At 46.7% G+C, this 17,377-nt stretch carries 14 protein-coding genes; 7 read left to right on the top strand and 7 right to left on the bottom strand.

The features are described 5' to 3' along the window. Nucleotides 1-30: 30 nt before the first annotated feature. From Q365_RS0105120 to Q365_RS0105095, 6 genes are all read right to left on the bottom strand, one after another. On the bottom strand, nucleotides 31-1,818 hold the full coding sequence (locus tag Q365_RS0105120) for a chemotaxis protein CheA (protein ID WP_028022329.1): 1,788 nt from the start codon (nucleotides 1,816-1,818) through the stop codon (nucleotides 31-33). After that, the gene (locus Q365_RS0105115) at nucleotides 1,818-3,428 is read right to left on the bottom strand and encodes a chemotaxis protein CheB (RefSeq protein ID WP_028022328.1); all 1,611 of its coding nucleotides are present in this window, start codon (nucleotides 3,426-3,428) and stop codon (nucleotides 1,818-1,820) included. Before Q365_RS0105115 ends, Q365_RS0105120 begins: the two co-directional genes overlap by 1 nt. After that, nucleotides 3,421-4,314, bottom strand: coding sequence for a CheR family methyltransferase (locus tag Q365_RS0105110; RefSeq protein WP_028022327.1), 894 nt, complete (start codon nucleotides 4,312-4,314; stop codon nucleotides 3,421-3,423). The genes Q365_RS0105115 and Q365_RS0105110 overlap by 8 nt, the downstream gene beginning before the upstream one ends. A gap of 23 nt (nucleotides 4,315-4,337) precedes the next feature. Then, entirely contained in the window at nucleotides 4,338-6,500 is a 2,163-nt protein-coding gene (locus tag Q365_RS0105105) for a CHASE3 domain-containing protein (RefSeq protein WP_028022326.1), read from the bottom strand. A gap of 4 nt (nucleotides 6,501-6,504) precedes the next feature. Then, nucleotides 6,505-7,074: a chemotaxis protein CheW gene (locus Q365_RS0105100; RefSeq protein WP_028022325.1), complete on the bottom strand. Its 570-nt coding sequence runs from the start codon at nucleotides 7,072-7,074 to the stop codon at nucleotides 6,505-6,507. A 98-nt stretch (nucleotides 7,075-7,172) separates the two neighbouring features. Then, complete coding sequence (locus tag Q365_RS0105095) at nucleotides 7,173-7,727, bottom strand: response regulator transcription factor (protein WP_028022324.1); 555 nt, start codon at nucleotides 7,725-7,727, stop codon at nucleotides 7,173-7,175. 512 nt (nucleotides 7,728-8,239) lie between these two features. Between Q365_RS0105095 and Q365_RS0105085 the strand changes: the two genes are divergently transcribed. From Q365_RS0105085 to Q365_RS0105070, 4 genes are all read left to right on the top strand, one after another. Beyond that, nucleotides 8,240-10,378, top strand: a complete 2,139-nt coding sequence (locus tag Q365_RS0105085) for an LruC domain-containing protein (protein ID WP_028022323.1) — start codon at nucleotides 8,240-8,242, stop codon at nucleotides 10,376-10,378. Nucleotides 10,379-10,383: 5 nt separating this feature from the next. Beyond that, a complete protein-coding gene (locus Q365_RS0105080; RefSeq protein WP_028022322.1) occupies nucleotides 10,384-10,983 on the top strand; it encodes a hypothetical protein in 600 nt (199 codons plus the stop codon). A 263-nt stretch (nucleotides 10,984-11,246) separates the two neighbouring features. Continuing rightward, nucleotides 11,247-13,394 carry an LruC domain-containing protein gene (locus tag Q365_RS0105075; protein WP_028022321.1) on the top strand — a complete coding sequence of 716 codons (2,148 nt, stop codon included), beginning with the start codon at nucleotides 11,247-11,249 and terminating at the stop codon, nucleotides 13,392-13,394. Nucleotides 13,395-13,396: 2 nt separating this feature from the next. Further along, nucleotides 13,397-13,966, top strand: a complete 570-nt coding sequence (locus Q365_RS0105070) for a hypothetical protein (RefSeq protein ID WP_028022320.1) — start codon at nucleotides 13,397-13,399, stop codon at nucleotides 13,964-13,966. Between the two features lie 90 nt (nucleotides 13,967-14,056). On the opposite strand, the gene Q365_RS0105065 is transcribed toward Q365_RS0105070, so the two are convergent. Further along, nucleotides 14,057-15,112, bottom strand: a complete 1,056-nt coding sequence (locus Q365_RS0105065) for a LacI family DNA-binding transcriptional regulator (protein ID WP_028022319.1) — start codon at nucleotides 15,110-15,112, stop codon at nucleotides 14,057-14,059. A gap of 223 nt (nucleotides 15,113-15,335) precedes the next feature. Between Q365_RS0105065 and Q365_RS0105060 the strand changes: the two genes are divergently transcribed. The 3 genes from Q365_RS0105060 (at nucleotide 15,336) to Q365_RS0105050 (ending at nucleotide 17,373) form a co-directional block, all read left to right on the top strand. Further along, complete coding sequence (locus Q365_RS0105060) at nucleotides 15,336-15,554, top strand: hypothetical protein (protein ID WP_028022318.1); 219 nt, start codon at nucleotides 15,336-15,338, stop codon at nucleotides 15,552-15,554. A gap of 69 nt (nucleotides 15,555-15,623) precedes the next feature. After that, complete coding sequence (locus Q365_RS0105055) at nucleotides 15,624-16,778, top strand: TRAP transporter substrate-binding protein (RefSeq protein ID WP_028022317.1); 1,155 nt, start codon at nucleotides 15,624-15,626, stop codon at nucleotides 16,776-16,778. Nucleotides 16,779-16,857: 79 nt separating this feature from the next. Then, the gene (locus Q365_RS0105050; protein WP_028022316.1) at nucleotides 16,858-17,373 is read left to right on the top strand and encodes a TRAP transporter small permease; all 516 of its coding nucleotides are present in this window, start codon (nucleotides 16,858-16,860) and stop codon (nucleotides 17,371-17,373) included. The last annotated feature ends 4 nt before the right edge of the window (nucleotides 17,374-17,377 follow it).

Genomic DNA, 17,377 nt, shown 5'->3' with positions numbered 1-17,377 from the left:
TATAAGAAAAAACGCGTAACCTTGTTTTTGTCAGTGATACGCCTGTGCAAACTGAATCACTTTCTTCAGGTTGATCACTAACGCCAAATCTCCACTTCCTAGCACGGCTGCACCTGCGAATACATCGTTGCCATTCATTGAGCGGTCTAAGGGCTTTATCACTATGTCTAAAAATGCGCGAACATGATCCACGGGCAATCCCCATTGTTGGCCTCGATGTGTAAACACAATCACGCTGTGGCGCATGCCCTCTTTATACGTGCGACGGAAGACACGCTGTTCCGCCAACTCTCCCAAGTACTCATGAGGCTCGATCAATGGGATCACTTTGTCATTCTGGTACAAAAGTGCATGACCACTATCAAACCTGACATTTGAGCCGTCTTTTTGATGGCTAATGGCCACAATGTTCGCGATATCTGAAGATGGAATGGCATACGTCACATTCCCAATATCAAACAACGCGACTTTTAACGTTGCCATCGTCAGCGGGAAGATAAGCGCGATTTCCGTGCCCACGCCTTTTTGTGAATGAATATCAATGGTGCCTTTAATGTCTTCGACTTTTCGTTTCACTGCATCCATACCCACCCCCCTGCCAGAGAGTGCATTAACTTGCTCTGAGGTTGATAAGCCGGGATGAAAGATTAACTCCAGTATTTCCTTGTCGCTGAGCTGCTGCAGGCTTTCCTGCGTGACTAACCCATTTGACATCGCTTTGCTCAAAACCTTTTCTCTGTCGATGCCCTTTCCGTCATCGCAGATGTTAATTACGACCTTACCAGCCTCGTTGTATGCATGAATCACTAGCCGGCCGACCAAGGATTTACCCGAAGATGCCCTCTCGTCTTGGTTCTCAAAACCATGATCCAGGGCATTTCTCACAAGGTGCGTTAGGGGTTCATTGATGGCGTCGATAACGTTGCTGTCGAGTTCGATGTTTTCGCCGAGTATCTCTACGTCGACTTTCTTTCCTAACTCTTTTGAAAGATCCCGCACAATGCGACGATATTTGCTGAGTAAGTTGCCAATCGGCCGCATTTGCGTTTTCAGTAGGTCATTGAGCATGCCATCAGAAACCGTCTTCAACTTGCTCGACAGTTCGGTTAGCGCCAGGCTCTCTTGTTTCTCAGCAAAATCAGCGAGTGTATTTCTGATCTGCACAAGCTCTTCGGAGTAACTCATCAAGTGCTCAAGCAAGTGAGATTTAACTCTGGTTGTAGGCTCGAACTTGTTCTGAGCATCCGCGTCTTTGGCTTCTTTTTCACGCTTTTTGGAACGACGTTGTTTGTCGGCGTCAGGCTCTCCGCCCTCACCGTTGAATTGAGCCAATGAGCCAAGGTAATCAAGCTCGATGGATACATCATCATCAAAAACTGGCGCATCTTCGATTAAGTTAACGTCAATACCTAATGTATCTAGCGCGTAAATAGCCAATACATTGATCTCATTTGCCATGTTTTCTTGGCGCTTCGCTGCTTCCGCACGATCTTCTAGAACGTCGCGGTCTCCCTTTGAATAAGCGGCTGTTTCTGCTCTTGCTGTCTCGATTATCGAATCCAGTAACGCAAGTAAATCTCCGTCGGCATCTTTCGACTCAGCACCTCGCAGATCAAGCAATGTCAGCACTTGTTGAATAAGAAACTGAAGATCATGGAATCGAGAGTCTTCTTCCACCGCTAATTCAAGCTTGTCATTTAGCCCAGAAAAGTCCTGCTGAAGGTGACTGATAGCAATTGGCAGAGATAGCGTGTTCGCTACCTCAGTAAAATCGTTGGCTAATTCCTCTACAAGAGTTCGCAAATCAGTTTGGGACATTAACGAAGCTCCTTACTGAATTGATCCTGACCACCGCGTGGCAAATCAGAGGCGGGAGAGAGGTAGGCGTCGAGTATCGCCCCTGCCATCTCTTGAATAGACACCGTTCGACATACTGCACCAAGCTCTTTCGCTACTCGCCCCATGCCATATACCACACAACTTTTTTCATCTTGCACCAGGGTAAACGCACCATGATGTTTCAACCGGTGAAGCCCTTTGGCACCATCGCTTCCCATTCCAGTAAATAACGCGGCGACAATGCGCCAGTCATTTATCTTGGTCGCTGAATCAAATAAATAATCCACAGAAGGCCTAAAACTATTGATGGGTGGGTCTTGCGTGGCTCGCACAACCACTTGCCCATCCCCTAGCTGCACCAATTTGATGTGATGGTTGCCTGGCGCAAAATATACGTGAGAGCGTGCTAGCACTTCTCCATCTACCGCCTCTTTGACGGTAAGCTGACTTTTCGTATTCAGTCGCTGAACCAACGCGGATGAATAACCTTCTGGGATATGCTGAGCAATGCAAATTGCGGGCATCTTGCCCGGAAGCTGGCTAAGCAAGACTTCCAACGCATCCACTCCACCGGTAGAAGAACCAATAAGCACTACCCCATCCGGTTCGCCGCCTTCTTTTTCTAATGGTTGATTTAGAGACGATGTAACCGCTTGGGTATGCAAAGGCACCGATAACGCATTCAAGCCTATTGCTGAAGCCAATACCCTTTCAAGGTGCTGTGGTGTCGATACCAGAATTCGGTTTCCGACCGTTTGAGCCAACGTTCGATAATGAGTACCAATCAGTGGCGTGACTTCATGAGCAACCACCACGGTGGGTAGACGAAATGATTGTGATGCTTCATCTCGCATAGAAGATTGAAACAATGCCGACGATGAGGAAATCATCGGCAACGGGGCCGATGAGAGATACTCCGAGTCAATAATCAACACTTGTGGTGCTTGATGAGCGAAACAATGGCCAATGCTCTCAATATCATGCACAGCTTGAACGTGGACACTCGGATCATGACAAAGCGCCTGTTCGACCGATGCTTTAAAATTGTCACTTTCAGATATCGCATACACCCACTTCAGATTCGGTGATAATTTTACCTCAGTGTTTTCAGTGCCACTTGTCGCTTCGTCAACAAAGCGAAAATCCACTTCCCCGAATTTGGGGTTAAATCGAATCTGCCGACCAGAACCGCCGCCGACTGATGTTCCAACAATGGGTAATCCATAGTGCGCAAGCGTTTCTAATGCGACGAGAACATTTCGTTCCCCAATTTGTTGGGATTGCATAAATTCACCATCATGCACTTGCCCACCTCCGATAACCCAAGCCATGAGGTTTTTCGGGTTTGACGATGTGTGTTTGAACTTCTTCAACAAGTTAGGAATGGCGCAGTTGCCATAATCATTCACCAGCTCTCCCATTGCGATAGCATTGGGCGCAATAGGCAAACGGTAATGACACATTCCACCGCTTTGATTTTCTTGATCCCAGATACAAACCACCACACACGTACCCACCACAGTGTGAAGCCAAATAGGTTTGCGATAAGCAAATTGAAACTCCCCTGAGCGCACTTGAACTTCATTCATCTCTCGCGTCCCCTAATTCGGGTTTACGATAGACAGACACATCCACTAACTCCAAGCCAACATCCATGTGCTGAAGAGATTCAGTCAGCCCCACAAAAAACAGACCACCGGGTTGCAGTTGGCTCACCAAAGCACGAACCACTTTTTCCCCCGTGCTGGGCGGAAAGTAGAACAGCACATTTCGTAAGAATATATAGTGAAACTGAATACCAAATTTTTCAGGATAGTGAATCAGGTTATGCTGCCGAAACTTGATGTTTTGCTTTAATCGCTCCACCACGGTAAACGTGTCGCTATCGCGCGTAATACGTTGAATGTACTGATGTTGATAAAGTTTGGGGATATCTTCACGTTGTTCATCTGGGTATTCCGCCAGCGCACACATATCTAGCCGTTGAGTATCGACATCAGTCGCGAGAATACGGTAGTCGAAATTAGCCTGCTCACTCTTAATGACTTCGCACTGCATAGCCAAAGAATAAGGTTCTTCCCCGCTGGAGCACGCCGCCGACCAAATAAATGTTTTTTCTGGACGAGTGCGTTTAAGAATATCCTCACGAAGCACATTGAAGTGGCGTTGCTCACGAAAGAAAGAGGTTTTGTTGGTTGTGATGAGATTGGTAAACGCAATCAACTCAATACCACTAGTATCCTGCTTCAGCACTCGCATGTATTCGCCAAAGGATCCTAATTTCAGTGCTCTTAACCGTTTAAGCAGGCGCATTTCAAGCATGCTACGCTTTTCGACTTCCAGTTTTATACCCGCATGCTGGAAGATCAGCGTCGAGAAGTAATCAAACTCCTGTTTAGACATTTCTTCCGCGTCACCAATACACATTGGCTCAACGAAGTAAGGCTCGATTTGGTCAGGGTTTTCAGAATGCATAGTCTGCGACCAAAACCATTAATCTAAAGCCGGTTCCATGCGGCTTGATTATCGCTATCTTCTACCTCCTGAGATGCTTCAGGAGCAGAGTGAGTGGCATTATCTATTTCTCGGCGAATACCCGATAATGATTGGGCTTCGTAATGGTCGCGCAGCTCCGCATCTACTGTGTTGACCGGTTCATCAATCGACGCCGCTTCATGCCCACGAAGAAAGCTATTCAGGTTTGCCACCATACGGTTTAAATCTTCCGCTTGTTTATTCAGTTCGGAGCTGGAGCTTGACGCTTGATCGGCGATAGAAGCAGCGTGCTGAGTCGCTTTGTTGATCGACTCTACCGCATTGCTGATTTCCTGAATCCCTCGCGCCTGTTCATTAGAGGCGTCGAAGATCTTTGAAGCACCTTCAAGCACCAAATTTGATTGTTTTTTGGTTTCAACAACAATGTTCGAGCCTTTCTCTACTCGACAAGTATTCTCTTTCGCGATCTTCTCTGCTTCACAAATACTTTGTTTAACAATGACGGAAATATCTGTAGCGGCTTTGCCACTCATCTGAGCAAGGTTACCCACTTCTTGAGCGACAACAGCAAACCCTCGACCATGCTCACCTGCCCGCTCTGCCTCAACCGATGCATTGAAAGAGAGCAACTTCGTCTGGAATACAATTTCATCGATAATGGCGGTTTTAGCACCAATTTCCCCAATTATTTTCACTAGATCAGCAATTTTATGGTTAGATTCGGAGATCTTCTGCATGGCGTCTTCCAAGCCCGTCATTTTTTCTCCGACTTCTTTTGATAGATCTTTTGACTCTTCCGCATATTGCACATTGATACGAACCATGCCGGAAATTTCTTCGGTGCTTGCCGACGTTTCTTCTACCGAACTCGCTTGGCGATTCGAGATTTGAGACAGGTTCTGTGACACATTATCAATGCTGTTTGATACCGTCGCTAAACGCCCTGCACCCTCTGCCATCCGTTTCACTACGCTATTAAACGCCACACTCAACTCTGATAATTCTTTTGAGCTGAAAGACTGCAAGCCGCGGAAAATAAGCTGGAACGGACCCATAATGGATCGGCTAAGCCAAATAGCGATGGGAATAGAAATAAGTACCGCGAGAGCAACACCCCAAATTATCGCGTTATTTGTCCTCCCTATTGCTGCTTCAAGCGATGCCTGACGTTCACCGAGCAATACTTCTTCTCGCTTAATAAAAGTCTTTATTTGCCCTCTGAACTCATCAAAGAAAACCTTTCCTCTTCCCTGAGCCACCAAATTAGCAACATCTTCCATCGTCTTCGCATCACTGATCTCTCGACGAAGCTCGATATTCCTATCGGATATCTGAGCACGCCATTCTGATATCACCATGGCAATATCATTTAATCTCTGCACCTGTTTGGGGTTGTTGACGACACTCGCTCTGAGATCGTTCAATAGGAAATCAATACGGTTACGCCCTTCGGTATAAGGGATAAGATATGCGTCATTGCCCGTCAGTAAGTAGCCATACATACCGGTTTCCATACCCAAAACCGTTGTTTCTATGAGGGAAATTTGCTCAATCGCCTCAAAAGTATTTTGCATGGATACTGATTCATTCTTAATGTCATCAAGGCCAACAAAACTGTCGAATTCTGCCGTTCTTTCTACAAACTGGGCTTTCTCTTCAGCCTCAAATTCACCAATCAACAAACGAAAGCGGTCAAAATACGCTTTCCCTTTGTCCTTATTCACTTCCGCTGACAGATCATCCATGGTTTGAACGAATCCAATATCACGCCTAAGCGCAATAGCATTCATTGTGACTGAACGCTGCCACTCTGCGATGGTTTCTTGCGCATTTTCGAGCAAAAGAACTTGTGGAGGATTGTCATCCACCGTGGTTTTAAGTTCGTTGATGAGCGTGTTAAAACGAGATTTCCCCTCAGTGTATGGAGCCAGAAACGATTCATCACCGGCTAATAGGTAACCACGCATCCCGGTTTCCATATTGATGGCTGCATTTTCAATTTCTAATGCTCGATTAATCACTCGATGTGTATGATCCACCCAGTTATCAGTTTCTCTTAGCTGTTGGAGACTGGTAACACTTACTACCCCCAATAAGACCAAAAACAACAAGCTTACAGCATTACCGAGAATAATCTTGGCTCGAAGCGAAAGGCTATCAAACATGATGTTATCCCTCACTTCCGTCTTGTTGGGAAGCAACAATAGCGTGGTGACCAATGATGTCTAAGTCATCAGGGTCCAGTACTTTGTTTATATCCAGCAGTAAAACCAAGTTCTCTTTTGCCTTCGCGACGCCAGTAATGTAATCACGCTTAATACTGTGTGATATTTCTAAATCCCGCTCTATTTGTTCCTCGTCAAAACCCACAACTTCATTCACATCATCGACAATGCTCCCAATCATTAGCGCATTGACATCGCTAATCACAATCGATGTTCTTTTGGGGTCATAGTCCTTTTCTTCTAAGCCCAACTTCAGCCTGAGATCAATGACTGAGATAATACGTCCGCGCAGATTAATGAGGCCTTTAAAAAAAGAGGGAACGTGGGGAATAGGCGTCACCTTGACCAAACCAATGACCTCTTTAACCGACGATAACGGAATGCCGTACTGTTCATCAGCAAGTGAAAACACAAGATTTTTTTGGGCGACGCGCTTGGTAGCGGTGTTAGCAGATGTTGTGCTGGCTGCATATTGTGATAAACATGATGCTTGCTTATCTAATACATTACTCATTGATCGCACCTCAAATCAGGAGTTATATGTACGCCTACAAATTAATATCCAGCCTAATGGCAAATAAGCGTGACTTGTTATTAATGGCCCATGTCTAATTATACGAGTCCAATATTGACAAAACCCCGAGATGTCGCCATTTCTTCAAATAGGCTGGCGATCTTTCTCTTTGAAATGGGTTTTCTCATATACCCAGACGCGCCGTAGTATTCGGCCACTTTTATCGGGTCAAGGCGAAGCTTTTCACACCCTGTCAAAATCGAATTTATTTTCCCTTCCACCACTTCGTTATCTATCACTCGATGAGCAATTTTATCCAAGAGGCCCATCTTTTCTTCAATGTCGGCCTCGATTTTTCGTTTTTCTGCCTGACTGATAGAAATAATACTTTCACTCGAAATGACAAAAATCTTTTTTACTTTGACATTGGCTTTGAGATACACCAATGCAGACAGGCCATCCATGGTTGGCATTCGCAAATCCGTCAGCACAAGATCTACGTCTGGGTATCTCTCTACTAAGGTAATGAGTTCCTGCCCGTTTTTTGCCTGACCCAAAATTTCAAACGGCCCAAACTGCTCTTCTACGGCCTCTAGCGAATTAACGATGCTTTCACGCATATCAGCCATGTCATCTGCAAAAATAATTTTCATGTTTACCCTTTTATTTTCAACAAACCCAAAGGGTGTATCAGTTATGAAACACAACTTTCAATATAGCTTGGAATAGCCTGACTTGCTGATGAAAGTCTCAGCAGTGTAAAAACCAAAGAGAGTGAGGGTAATATAAGCAATTTTTCAGCACCTTATGAATAGCGCCTTGTCGATGACGAACGCAGTGGTAACCACTCGAATCAAGGTATACAAAAGCACAAATATAAAACGGAGAAATCCGCCCTTCACTTCTCAATCACCCCTCCATTACTTTCGCCAAGAAATAGCTAACCACCTCAATGAAACCTGTCATAAAATCATATTTACCATACTCCATGTTGTTATTTTCTCATTTTGACAAACCACCAGATCCTTTATTTTTTTGATTGTCATTCTGACCAGTTATCCATTTACAAAAAACACTTGGATTTTTAAATTGGATATAATTCAACACTTTAAAGTTGGCACACTCCTTGAAAGAGTACTCCCAGACTTAATCCAAGGAGATGTCTATGTCTCGCCTTCTAACTGCAGCTCTACTTACAACGGTTTCGCCTCTTGCGTTCGCGTCGCCGTTTGATACATGTCCAAGCAAGGCCTACTTGTTTCAGTCGAATCCAGTGCAAGTGCACAGTGTCAACCTGGTAACGGGTTCAACAACGCTGATCACCAACGATGTGGGTTTGTCGAACAGTGGTATCAATGCTGTTGGTTTTGATAACGGTACGGGAGACGGCGTAGGCTTCGAGCACAAATATATTTACGGTTTTGAGAAAAGCCGTAAGAAAGTGGTTCGACTCGACAAAGACTTTAATGCGCAAGTGATTGAAGTCAATGGCTTGCCTAATTACAGTTTTTACGTCGGTGACGTATACGACCGATACTACTACTTATACGGTCCTAGCCAAGGTTTCTACAAAATCGATTTAACGCCATTGGACAGCGACCCAAATGCGACGCTGGAGGCAGAAACGATTTCTACTAGCGCACCATTAGGTATTACCGATTTTGCTTTTCATCCGGGTAACAACAACCTTTATGCGGTGAAAAACAGCAACGGTAAATTGTACGAAATCAATACAAGCACAGGTGCTACCACTGAAATTGGCAAGACAGGAGAAACAGGCACATTTGGCGCAGGTTACTTTGATGTAGACGGCTACTACTATGTTTCGCGCAATGGTGACGGTGAAATTTTCCGAATCGACCTGTCCGATACCGACAATATCAACAGCGACACTGTCGGTGCTGAAGGCTTTGCTGCCGGTCCAAACTCTAACCAAAACGACGGTGCGCGCTGTGAAGATGCGCCAGTCATTGATGAAGATTCCACCATTGATTTCGGCGACGCACCAGATTCGTACAAAACCAAATTGAGTTCAAATGGCCCTCGCCATGAAATCAACTCGGGTTACTACTTAGGTTCAATCGCACCAGACAGTGAAGGCGATGGTTTCGTATCACCACTAGACGACAACAAAGCGGGTCTCTCGGATGAAGACGGTGTGGGCTTTGTTACCGCACTGGAAGTCGGGAAAACGGCGCTTGTTTCTGTTCAAGCCTCACAAGCGGGTCGCTTATCCGCTTGGATTGACTGGAATGGCGATGGCGATTTTGAAGACAGCAACGAACGTATCGTCAACAACAGCCTCTTGTCTGCGGGTACCAACACTATCTCAGTCGCGGTCCCAGCTGGCGCAACAATCGGTTCAACCTGGTCTCGTTTCCGTTTCTCGGAAGCAGGTGGCCTGAGCTTTGACGGCGGTGCAACGACAGGGGAAGTTGAAGACCACCCAGTCACCATCATGGAAGACGGCTCATCAATGCGTCATTACCCAAACGAAAGTGGTTATGCCACGGTAGCGTTTGAGGATAACTGGCCGAAAGAAGGCGACTACGACATGAATGACGTGGTTATTCGCTTCCGCATCACTGAGACCTTAAACAAAGATGACGAGATCACGCGAGTGCTCATCAAAGGCTACCTAGCAGCTTACGGCGCGGGCTACCACAATGGGTTTGCTTTCCGCCTACCCGGCTTGAACCGCGAAGACATCAATGCAGCCACTACCATGAGCTACAACATGGTTCTGCAAGAAGAAAACGGCCTTGAATCAGACGCCAATGAAGCCATCTTTATTGTGTCAGACGACTTGAAAGGAAAACTGCCTGATGGCTGCATGTACTACCGTACCGCGCAACATTGTCAGGAAGCGATCTCCTTTGAGTTCGAAATTGATGTTTACTTCAATGAAGGTGTTGATACCAATAGCTTAGTTGCGATGCCATACGACCCATTCATGTTTGCAACACCCGGTGCGTACGTTCGCGATGGCCTTTGGTATAACCCAGGCCGCGGCTTAGAAATCCATCTAGCAGACCAAGCACCAACCGAGAAATTCGATACCTACTGGTATGGATGGTGGTCAGATTCGAGTGACCCCGAAAATGACCGTTACTTCAAAACCACTGACAACCACCCATGGGCACTGCTTATCACCGATGAGTGGAGCTGGCCACGCGAACATGTCGACTTAGTCGATGCCTACTCTGAGTTTGCAGGCTATGCAGAGTCAGGTGGCGAAAATAATGCAATGTGGTACCTCTTAGAGAAAGCCACTGCTGACAAAACCTATTCATCTGAGGAGTAATCACCATGAATAAGCATATTTCCATTATCGCTCTGATTACCCTACTTTCTGCCTGTGGTGGCGGTGGTGATGGAGGCGACGTGACCAACGTTACTGCGTCAGACACAGGTTCTAGTGATGCGGTGTTCGAGTCTGGTTCAGACACGACAACGTCTGAAAGCGGTTCAGACACGACAACGACTGAAAGCGGTTCAGCAAGCCCAACCAGCAGTGCGCCAGACATGATTGTAGATACCTCTGGTGGGTTAGCGAATATTCCGGAAACCATTACGAGTTCAGCAACCTCTATGAGTGAGACGGTTGTACCAGATGGTTTTTCCTACAACCCTGTGCTTGAACAGAATTTCGAGGTCGATATCAGTGGCTACTCCGTGTCACCCGCCTACATTTCCATTTATGGTGTATTTTCTGAGAATGACGATGGCTCTTTTACCGCCGACTACAACAGCCGTATCACCGCAGCACCTCTAGATAACGGTGAAGCAACGTTGGATTACGTGTCTTCAGATTCACAATATTATGTGCTCGCAGAGGTTTGGTTCTATGACGGAACAAGCCCAGTGCAAAAGCGCATTCCAAACACGGAATCAAGCTGGATATGGTAATAAGATAACCTCACTAGCAAAATGATGTAAGAACTGACAACAGCAGGCTTCGGCCTGCTTTTTCTTACTTGGTTGAAAAATTAGCTTTCGATATTTCTCATATTGAGAAATAGACACTCCCCTTCCTCATATCGGCTTTCATATTAAGAAACCTCCTCGTCCCCCGAACAACACAAAGACTCTATCTGCATGAATATTAAAATAAATATTCATGGCACAGTTATTGTAATTGCGTATTTATGTCCTGATTAAAGGAAACACTGATGCGCACCTATTTGAAGTTGAAGCTTTTATCGCTCGTGATGTTTTTCCCCGCAACGGCCTATGCCGATGAACCATTCGAAACTTGCCCAAGCAAGGCTTTCTTGTTCCAAAGTTCGCCAAGCAAGGTTTATGGCGTCAACCTTGCCACGGGGGGTTATTCAGAGTTGGCTGCGACCACAGGTCTAAACACGCACATCAACGCATTGGGCTTTAACGATCCAGACCGTTACATTTATGGCTTTGATTACAACAACTTGAACGTCATTCGAATTGGTAGGAATTATACTGGTGAACAGGTAGCTGTTTCAGGGTTGCCAGAAAACACAAAATTCATCAGTGGTGACGTGCAAGACAACACCTATTACCTTCACAGACGTGAATTGGGCTTGTTTAAGATCGACCTGTCGCCGCTTGCCACAGACTCTTCCGCCACATTGACGGCGGAGGCCATCACTTCAAACATGGGGGTGATACGCGCGTCTGATATCGCCATCAACCCCATTGATAACAAGATGTACCTTGTCGACAACAATGACTACGACCTCTACCAAGTGGACTTAACCACAGGTGATACCAATGTGGTCATCAATATGATTGATCAAATTGGCGCTCCGGCGGGTGGCTTCGGGGCGATCTATTTTGACGTGAATGGCAACCTTTACCTTTCTCGAAATTCCGATGGCAGCATTTTCCGCGCAAACCTGTCAGATGCTGACGACATCGCTCAGGGGGATTTCAACATTGAATTCTTCGCGACGGGCCCGGCATCTAATCAAAACGACGGAGCACGCTGTGCAAATGCGCCTGTGATTGATGAAGATTCAACGATTGATTTTGGTGATGCACCAGACAGCTATAAAACCCTTCTCGCTTCAAACGGTCCTCGCCACCAAGTCGGTACAGGCTATTACATGGGCTTAGTCGCACCGGATAGCGAGGGAGATGGCTTGCTTTCCCCACTGGATGACAACAAAGCGGGGCTAGAAGATGAGGATGGCGTAGGTTTTGTCACCGCGCTGGAAGCAGGCAGCACTGCGCTTATCTCGGTACAAGCATCAACCACCGGTTATCTCTCCGCGTGGCTTGATTGGAACCAAGATGGCGATTTCGAAGATGATGGCGAGAAAATTGTCAGCGACACGGTATTGAGTGCCGGTGCGAATACCTTGTCTGTCGCAGTCCCAGCAGATGCTGCTGTGGGCTCAACCTATAGCCGCTTCCGTTTCTCTGAACAATCCGGCTTAGACTACTTCGGGGGCGCAGCCAGTGGGGAGGTCGAAGACCACCCTGTCACTGTGATGAAATCAGGAACAACCTTGGTGCATTACCCGAACGAACGTGGTTATGCCACCTTGGCCTTTGAAGACAATTGGCCAAAAGAAGGCGACTACGACATGAACGATGTCGTCATTCGATTCCGTATCACAGAAACGCTAGACGAAGATAATCACGCAACACGCATCCTTATCACCGGCTACTTGTCTGCCTATGGCGCTGGCTACCACAATGGTTTCGCTATGCGACTTCCCGGCCTAAACCGTGTGGATATCAATAACGCGCAGACAACGATGAAACATAACGGTGTACTACAAGAAAGCAATGGCATGGAATCTGATGCCACTGAAGCTATTTTCATTATCTCTGACGATCTTAAACAGAAAATCCCTGCGGAGTGCAATTTCTACCGCACGGCGCAATATTGTCAGGAAGCGATTTCCTTTGAGTTTGAAATCGACATTTATCCGAATGAAGGCACAAACACCTACGAGCTGGTGAACATGCCTTATGACCCATTCATCTTCGCCACTCCGGGGTCTTATGTGCGCGATGGATTGTGGTACAACCCAGGCCGAGGGTTAGAGATTCATTTAGCCGACCAGGCGCCGACAGAGAAATTCGACACCTACTGGTACGGATGGTGGTCTGACACGGGTAACCCTGCGGACAACCGTTACTTCAAAACATCATCAAACCTGCCATGGGCATTGCTCATCAACGATGCGTGGAAATGGCCTCAAGAACACGTCGACTTGATTGCTGCCTACCCCGAGTTTGCGGGTTATGCTGAGACATCTGGTTTAAACAATACCGATTGGTACATGGACGAAAAAGCCACTGCAGGCACTGTTTTCGAGCCGGAGGAATAAGCATGATTATCTATCCGATTGTGACCGTTTCACTCGTACTCCTTTTATCAGCATGTGGCGGTGGTAGCGATGGTTCGACACCCACCACGTCAACCACAGATTCAGCGAACACTGACTCAATATTGACTGACAGCAGCACAAACACAACGGAGTCGAGCGGCACTGACAGCACTTCACCAGCAGCCACTATCCTGACGGGGGCTAACCCTGAAGTGGTAGACATTCCACCGACAGTATCCAGTGATGCTTCGCAGATGTCAGAAATGGTGGTTGCAGATAACTTCAGCTACGACCCTGTCGTGGCGCAAAGTCTAGAAATCGATATTAGTGCGTATTCAACAAACCAAGCCTTTGTGTCGATTTATGGCGGTTTTATCGAAAATCCTGATGGGTCCTACTCAGCTGACTATAACAGCCGCATTACTGCAAAAACGCTAGAAAATGGATTTGGTGATGTGGATTACTTACTCGCAGATTCGCAATACTACATGTTGGCAGAAGTGTTCTTCTACGACGGAACCACACCGATCCAGATGCGCATTACGAACGAGCAAACCCGCTGGGTTTGGTAAGTAACAAAATGGCAAAACAACAAAGGGGCGGTAAGATACCGCCCCTTTGTTGATTGAATAGAGCTTAGATTCGTTGAATAAAGCCTAGATTCATTTCACCGCAGCAGTCGTTTCTCTCACCACTAGCTTTGCCTCTAGTTCCAACTTATCTGCAACAGGCTCATGACTCAGCTTCGCCAATAGAAAATCCGCGGCTTTTTCACCCATCATTTTTGATGGCACTTGCATGGTGGTCAAAGACGGATGGATATGCGATGCCATCGCAACATCATCAAAACCAACAATCGACACCTCTTCTGGCACTTTCACCCCCATGGATTGGCATTCCAATAATGCCCCCATCGCAATGATGTCGTTACCACACACGATGGCGGTCGGTCTTGGGGTGGTGGCCATCAACTGTCTCAATGCTTGGCGACTTTCAGCCAAATCATAACGACACTCAATCACGCGATGAGCGTCCAATTCAATGCCGTTCGTTCTCAGTGTATCTAAGCATCCCCCAAGACGATCTTTGGTTCTGTCATTCAACTGCGTAATGCCGGGAATAGCGCCAAACTCAGTATGTCCAAGTTCAAGCAAGAACTCGGTTAAACGAGCGGATGCTCGGTAGTTATCAAACCCAATACATGGATGATCCAGAGATGGCTTGTATGACCATGTATACAAATAAGGCAGCTTTTTCTTATCTATTATTTCAAAAAGTTGAGGATGATGCTCTGCGCCCACCAGCATGAGTCCATCGACACCTCGGGTGATCAACCTTTCCGCCTGCGCTAACTCTTCATCAACAGAGTAATCAGAACTCGCAATGAACAGTGTGTATCCCTTTTCCTGAAGCCGACGCTGAAACGCCTGAATGCCTTCAGCAAAAATCGCATTATCCAAGGTGGGCACAATCACGCCCATTGTTTTTGAATGCTGGGAAGCAAGGGCTTGCGCTGCACCGTGAGGAATGTAACCGAGTGATTCGATAGCCGAGCGGATGAGTATGCCACGCTTTTCACTCACTGAACTTGGCTTAGCCAAATACCGAGACACGGTTGCCGTGGAAACGCCCGCGGCAATGGCGACATCTTCCGCTGTGGGCGCGTCGATAGGACGTTTTTGTAAGCGCTTACGCAAAGGGGGGATCTCTTTCGTCATAACTCGTTATTTCTTTGACTCGTTATTGAGATTAGAAAGCCACAATTTAACTGATTATAGCCTCACTGAATTTTTTTGCCGTCAGAAACTTGACAGCCTTCCAATTCGCGCACTACTCTCACAATGTAAGCGCTTACATTTAACATTAACGTTACAAGTGATTATGAGTGCTATAACTATAACACGGCGATGTTTTCGCTATCTGACCCTTGAGAGGCTGACCATGAGCAACATCAAGAAACGCTACATCCTTCCATTGGTGCTTTTCTCGCTGTACATGCTCAACGTGATTGCCACCAAGGTTCAACTTGCTTCAGGGACTAACGACATTATTCGTGTTAATGACGTGTTTGAGTTCATTTTGCTCATTCTTGCTTCATTAACTTTCGTTGTCGCAATGCTACTTGCTGAAAAAGATGCAAGCCAGCGTTCGGCAGAATAAGAGCACCCAACGTTCGCCGACGTATTCGACGTTGATTGGGTAATTAAAACGCAGGAAGGAAGTACATTTATGTCTGTTCACCATAAGGATGACTCCCCACAGAATGCAGAGCGTCGCCGTTTTCTAGAAATCACTAAAAAAGTAGGTTTCACGGCCGCTGTTGTCGCAGGCGCTTCAGGAGCCTTGTTGACTTCAACACATGCGCAGGCTGCAGTAAATGAAGAGAGAGAACGACAGAAAAGAGCAAAATACACCATGACGATCGCCACGGCGTACATCATTGGTGCCTCCCGCAGTTACCCAATCATGCAGCTGGATTTTAAGGAAAACATCCAGAACATGACACGAGGTCAGGTTTACGTGAAACTTGCACCTGGTGGTCAACTCGGTGCAGGCGGTGCATTAGCTCAGAAAGTACAAGCTGGCACCATTCAGGCCGCGCAGCACTCACTTTCTAACTTTGCTCCTTTTGCGCCAGCCGTTGACCTTATCAACATTCCTTACTGGTGTGGTGAAAACCAAAAATTCATCAACCTAGTCACGTCGAACGCATGGAAAGAAGAGATTCACCCTCGCGTAGAAGCGAAAGGCTTTAAGCCGCTTTGGTATGTGGTGATTGATCCACGCGTTGTTGCAATTCGTCGTGGTTTGGAAGGCCCAATTAAAACACCAGACCAACTTGAAGGCGTTAAATTCCGCGTACCAGGTTCAAAAATCCTTCAGCAAATGTATCGTCTACTGGGTGCAAACCCAACGCCAGTGGCATGGGGTGAAACACCGTCAGCCATCAAGCAAGGTGTTGCAGATGCGCTCGACCCATCGGTAGAAGCGTTAAATGTATTTGGCTTTAAAGACGTGCTTTCGTCAGTGACGTTCAACCGCGCCGTGCCAGATTCGCAAGTGTTCTCTTGTAACCTTGAGTGGTTCAACAGCCTGCCGAAAGACATTCAGGAAGGCATTGAGTTCGCGAGTGAAGTGACCTCAATTCAGAACCTTGCAAAAGTACCTGCAGCTCGCGCTTATGCGATGGCTGAACTGGGCGATGCAGGTGTTGAATTCTATGCGCCTAATGCTGATGAAATGCGCCAATGGATTGACAAAGCGGGCCACCAGCGTCCAGAGTGGGATGACTTTAAACTGCAACTTGCAGGGTCAAAAGCCACCTTTAACAAACTGCTAGATGCCGCCAATGGTAATAGCCGTTTCTATGTTCACGATGTGTAACGTCTGAGTCACCTAGCCTCTTGGGACTCTTCCAAGAGGCTACTCTCTCGATTTCCACAACGCACGTTGGACATGGCCTATGAAATCTCTACTTAAGAACATTGATGAGAATGGCGAACGCTGGTTGCTCCTTTTCTTCTACACCACAATCGTTATTACCATTGCAATGGAAGTGCTCCGCCGTTTTGTATTCAGCTACTCCTCCATTTGGGGAGAAGAAGTCGCCCGTTATGCGTTTATTTATCTCGCTTGGATCGGTGCGTCAGCGGCTGTAAAAGAACGCGCCCATATACGTATTGACGTGTTGCTCCACTATTTACCTCAACGCGGTAAAGCCGTCATGTATCTTTTTGGCGATTTGATGACACTTATCGTCGCTGTATTTGCACTCTACTGGTCCATTCACCCGATTGAAGTATCGTTAAAATTCGGCTCAGTCACCCACGGTTTAGGCATCAGCCAAGCGTGGTTCATGGCGGCAGTACCGCTAGGGTTCTCCTTGATGTTGTTCCGACTGGCTCAATCGATCCGTCGCGATACACATAGCCTGATACACGGCACCCCCGTGTTCGAAGGCAACAAGCTGTTCGATTAGGAGA

It is taken from the genome of Enterovibrio calviensis DSM 14347, from assembly GCF_000621165.1.
Lineage (GTDB): Bacteria > Pseudomonadota > Gammaproteobacteria > Enterobacterales > Vibrionaceae > Enterovibrio > Enterovibrio calviensis.
The sequence above is the reverse complement of the archived record's forward strand: the minus strand, read 5'-3'. Positions and strand labels throughout refer to the sequence as shown.

Coding starts and splice junctions, on each gene's coding strand:
- Q365_RS0105110 (WP_028022327.1), bottom strand. CDS start 4,314: ATGCATTCTGAAAACCCTGACCAAATCGAGCCTTACTTCGTTGAGCCA.
- Q365_RS0105080 (WP_028022322.1), top strand. CDS start 10,384: ATGAATAAGCATATTTCCATTATCGCTCTGATTACCCTACTTTCTGCC.
- Q365_RS0105050 (WP_028022316.1), top strand. CDS start 16,858: ATGAAATCTCTACTTAAGAACATTGATGAGAATGGCGAACGCTGGTTG.
- Q365_RS0105055 (WP_028022317.1), top strand. CDS start 15,624: ATGTCTGTTCACCATAAGGATGACTCCCCACAGAATGCAGAGCGTCGC.
- Q365_RS0105060 (WP_028022318.1), top strand. CDS start 15,336: ATGAGCAACATCAAGAAACGCTACATCCTTCCATTGGTGCTTTTCTCG.
- Q365_RS0105085 (WP_028022323.1), top strand. CDS start 8,240: ATGTCTCGCCTTCTAACTGCAGCTCTACTTACAACGGTTTCGCCTCTT.
- Q365_RS0105120 (WP_028022329.1), bottom strand. CDS start 1,818: ATGTCCCAAACTGATTTGCGAACTCTTGTAGAGGAATTAGCCAACGAT.
- Q365_RS0105105 (WP_028022326.1), bottom strand. CDS start 6,500: ATGTTTGATAGCCTTTCGCTTCGAGCCAAGATTATTCTCGGTAATGCT.
- Q365_RS0105095 (WP_028022324.1), bottom strand. CDS start 7,727: ATGAAAATTATTTTTGCAGATGACATGGCTGATATGCGTGAAAGCATC.
- Q365_RS0105100 (WP_028022325.1), bottom strand. CDS start 7,074: ATGAGTAATGTATTAGATAAGCAAGCATCATGTTTATCACAATATGCA.
- Q365_RS0105075 (WP_028022321.1), top strand. CDS start 11,247: ATGCGCACCTATTTGAAGTTGAAGCTTTTATCGCTCGTGATGTTTTTC.
- Q365_RS0105070 (WP_028022320.1), top strand. CDS start 13,397: ATGATTATCTATCCGATTGTGACCGTTTCACTCGTACTCCTTTTATCA.
- Q365_RS0105065 (WP_028022319.1), bottom strand. CDS start 15,112: ATGACGAAAGAGATCCCCCCTTTGCGTAAGCGCTTACAAAAACGTCCT.
- Q365_RS0105115 (WP_028022328.1), bottom strand. CDS start 3,428: ATGAATGAAGTTCAAGTGCGCTCAGGGGAGTTTCAATTTGCTTATCGC.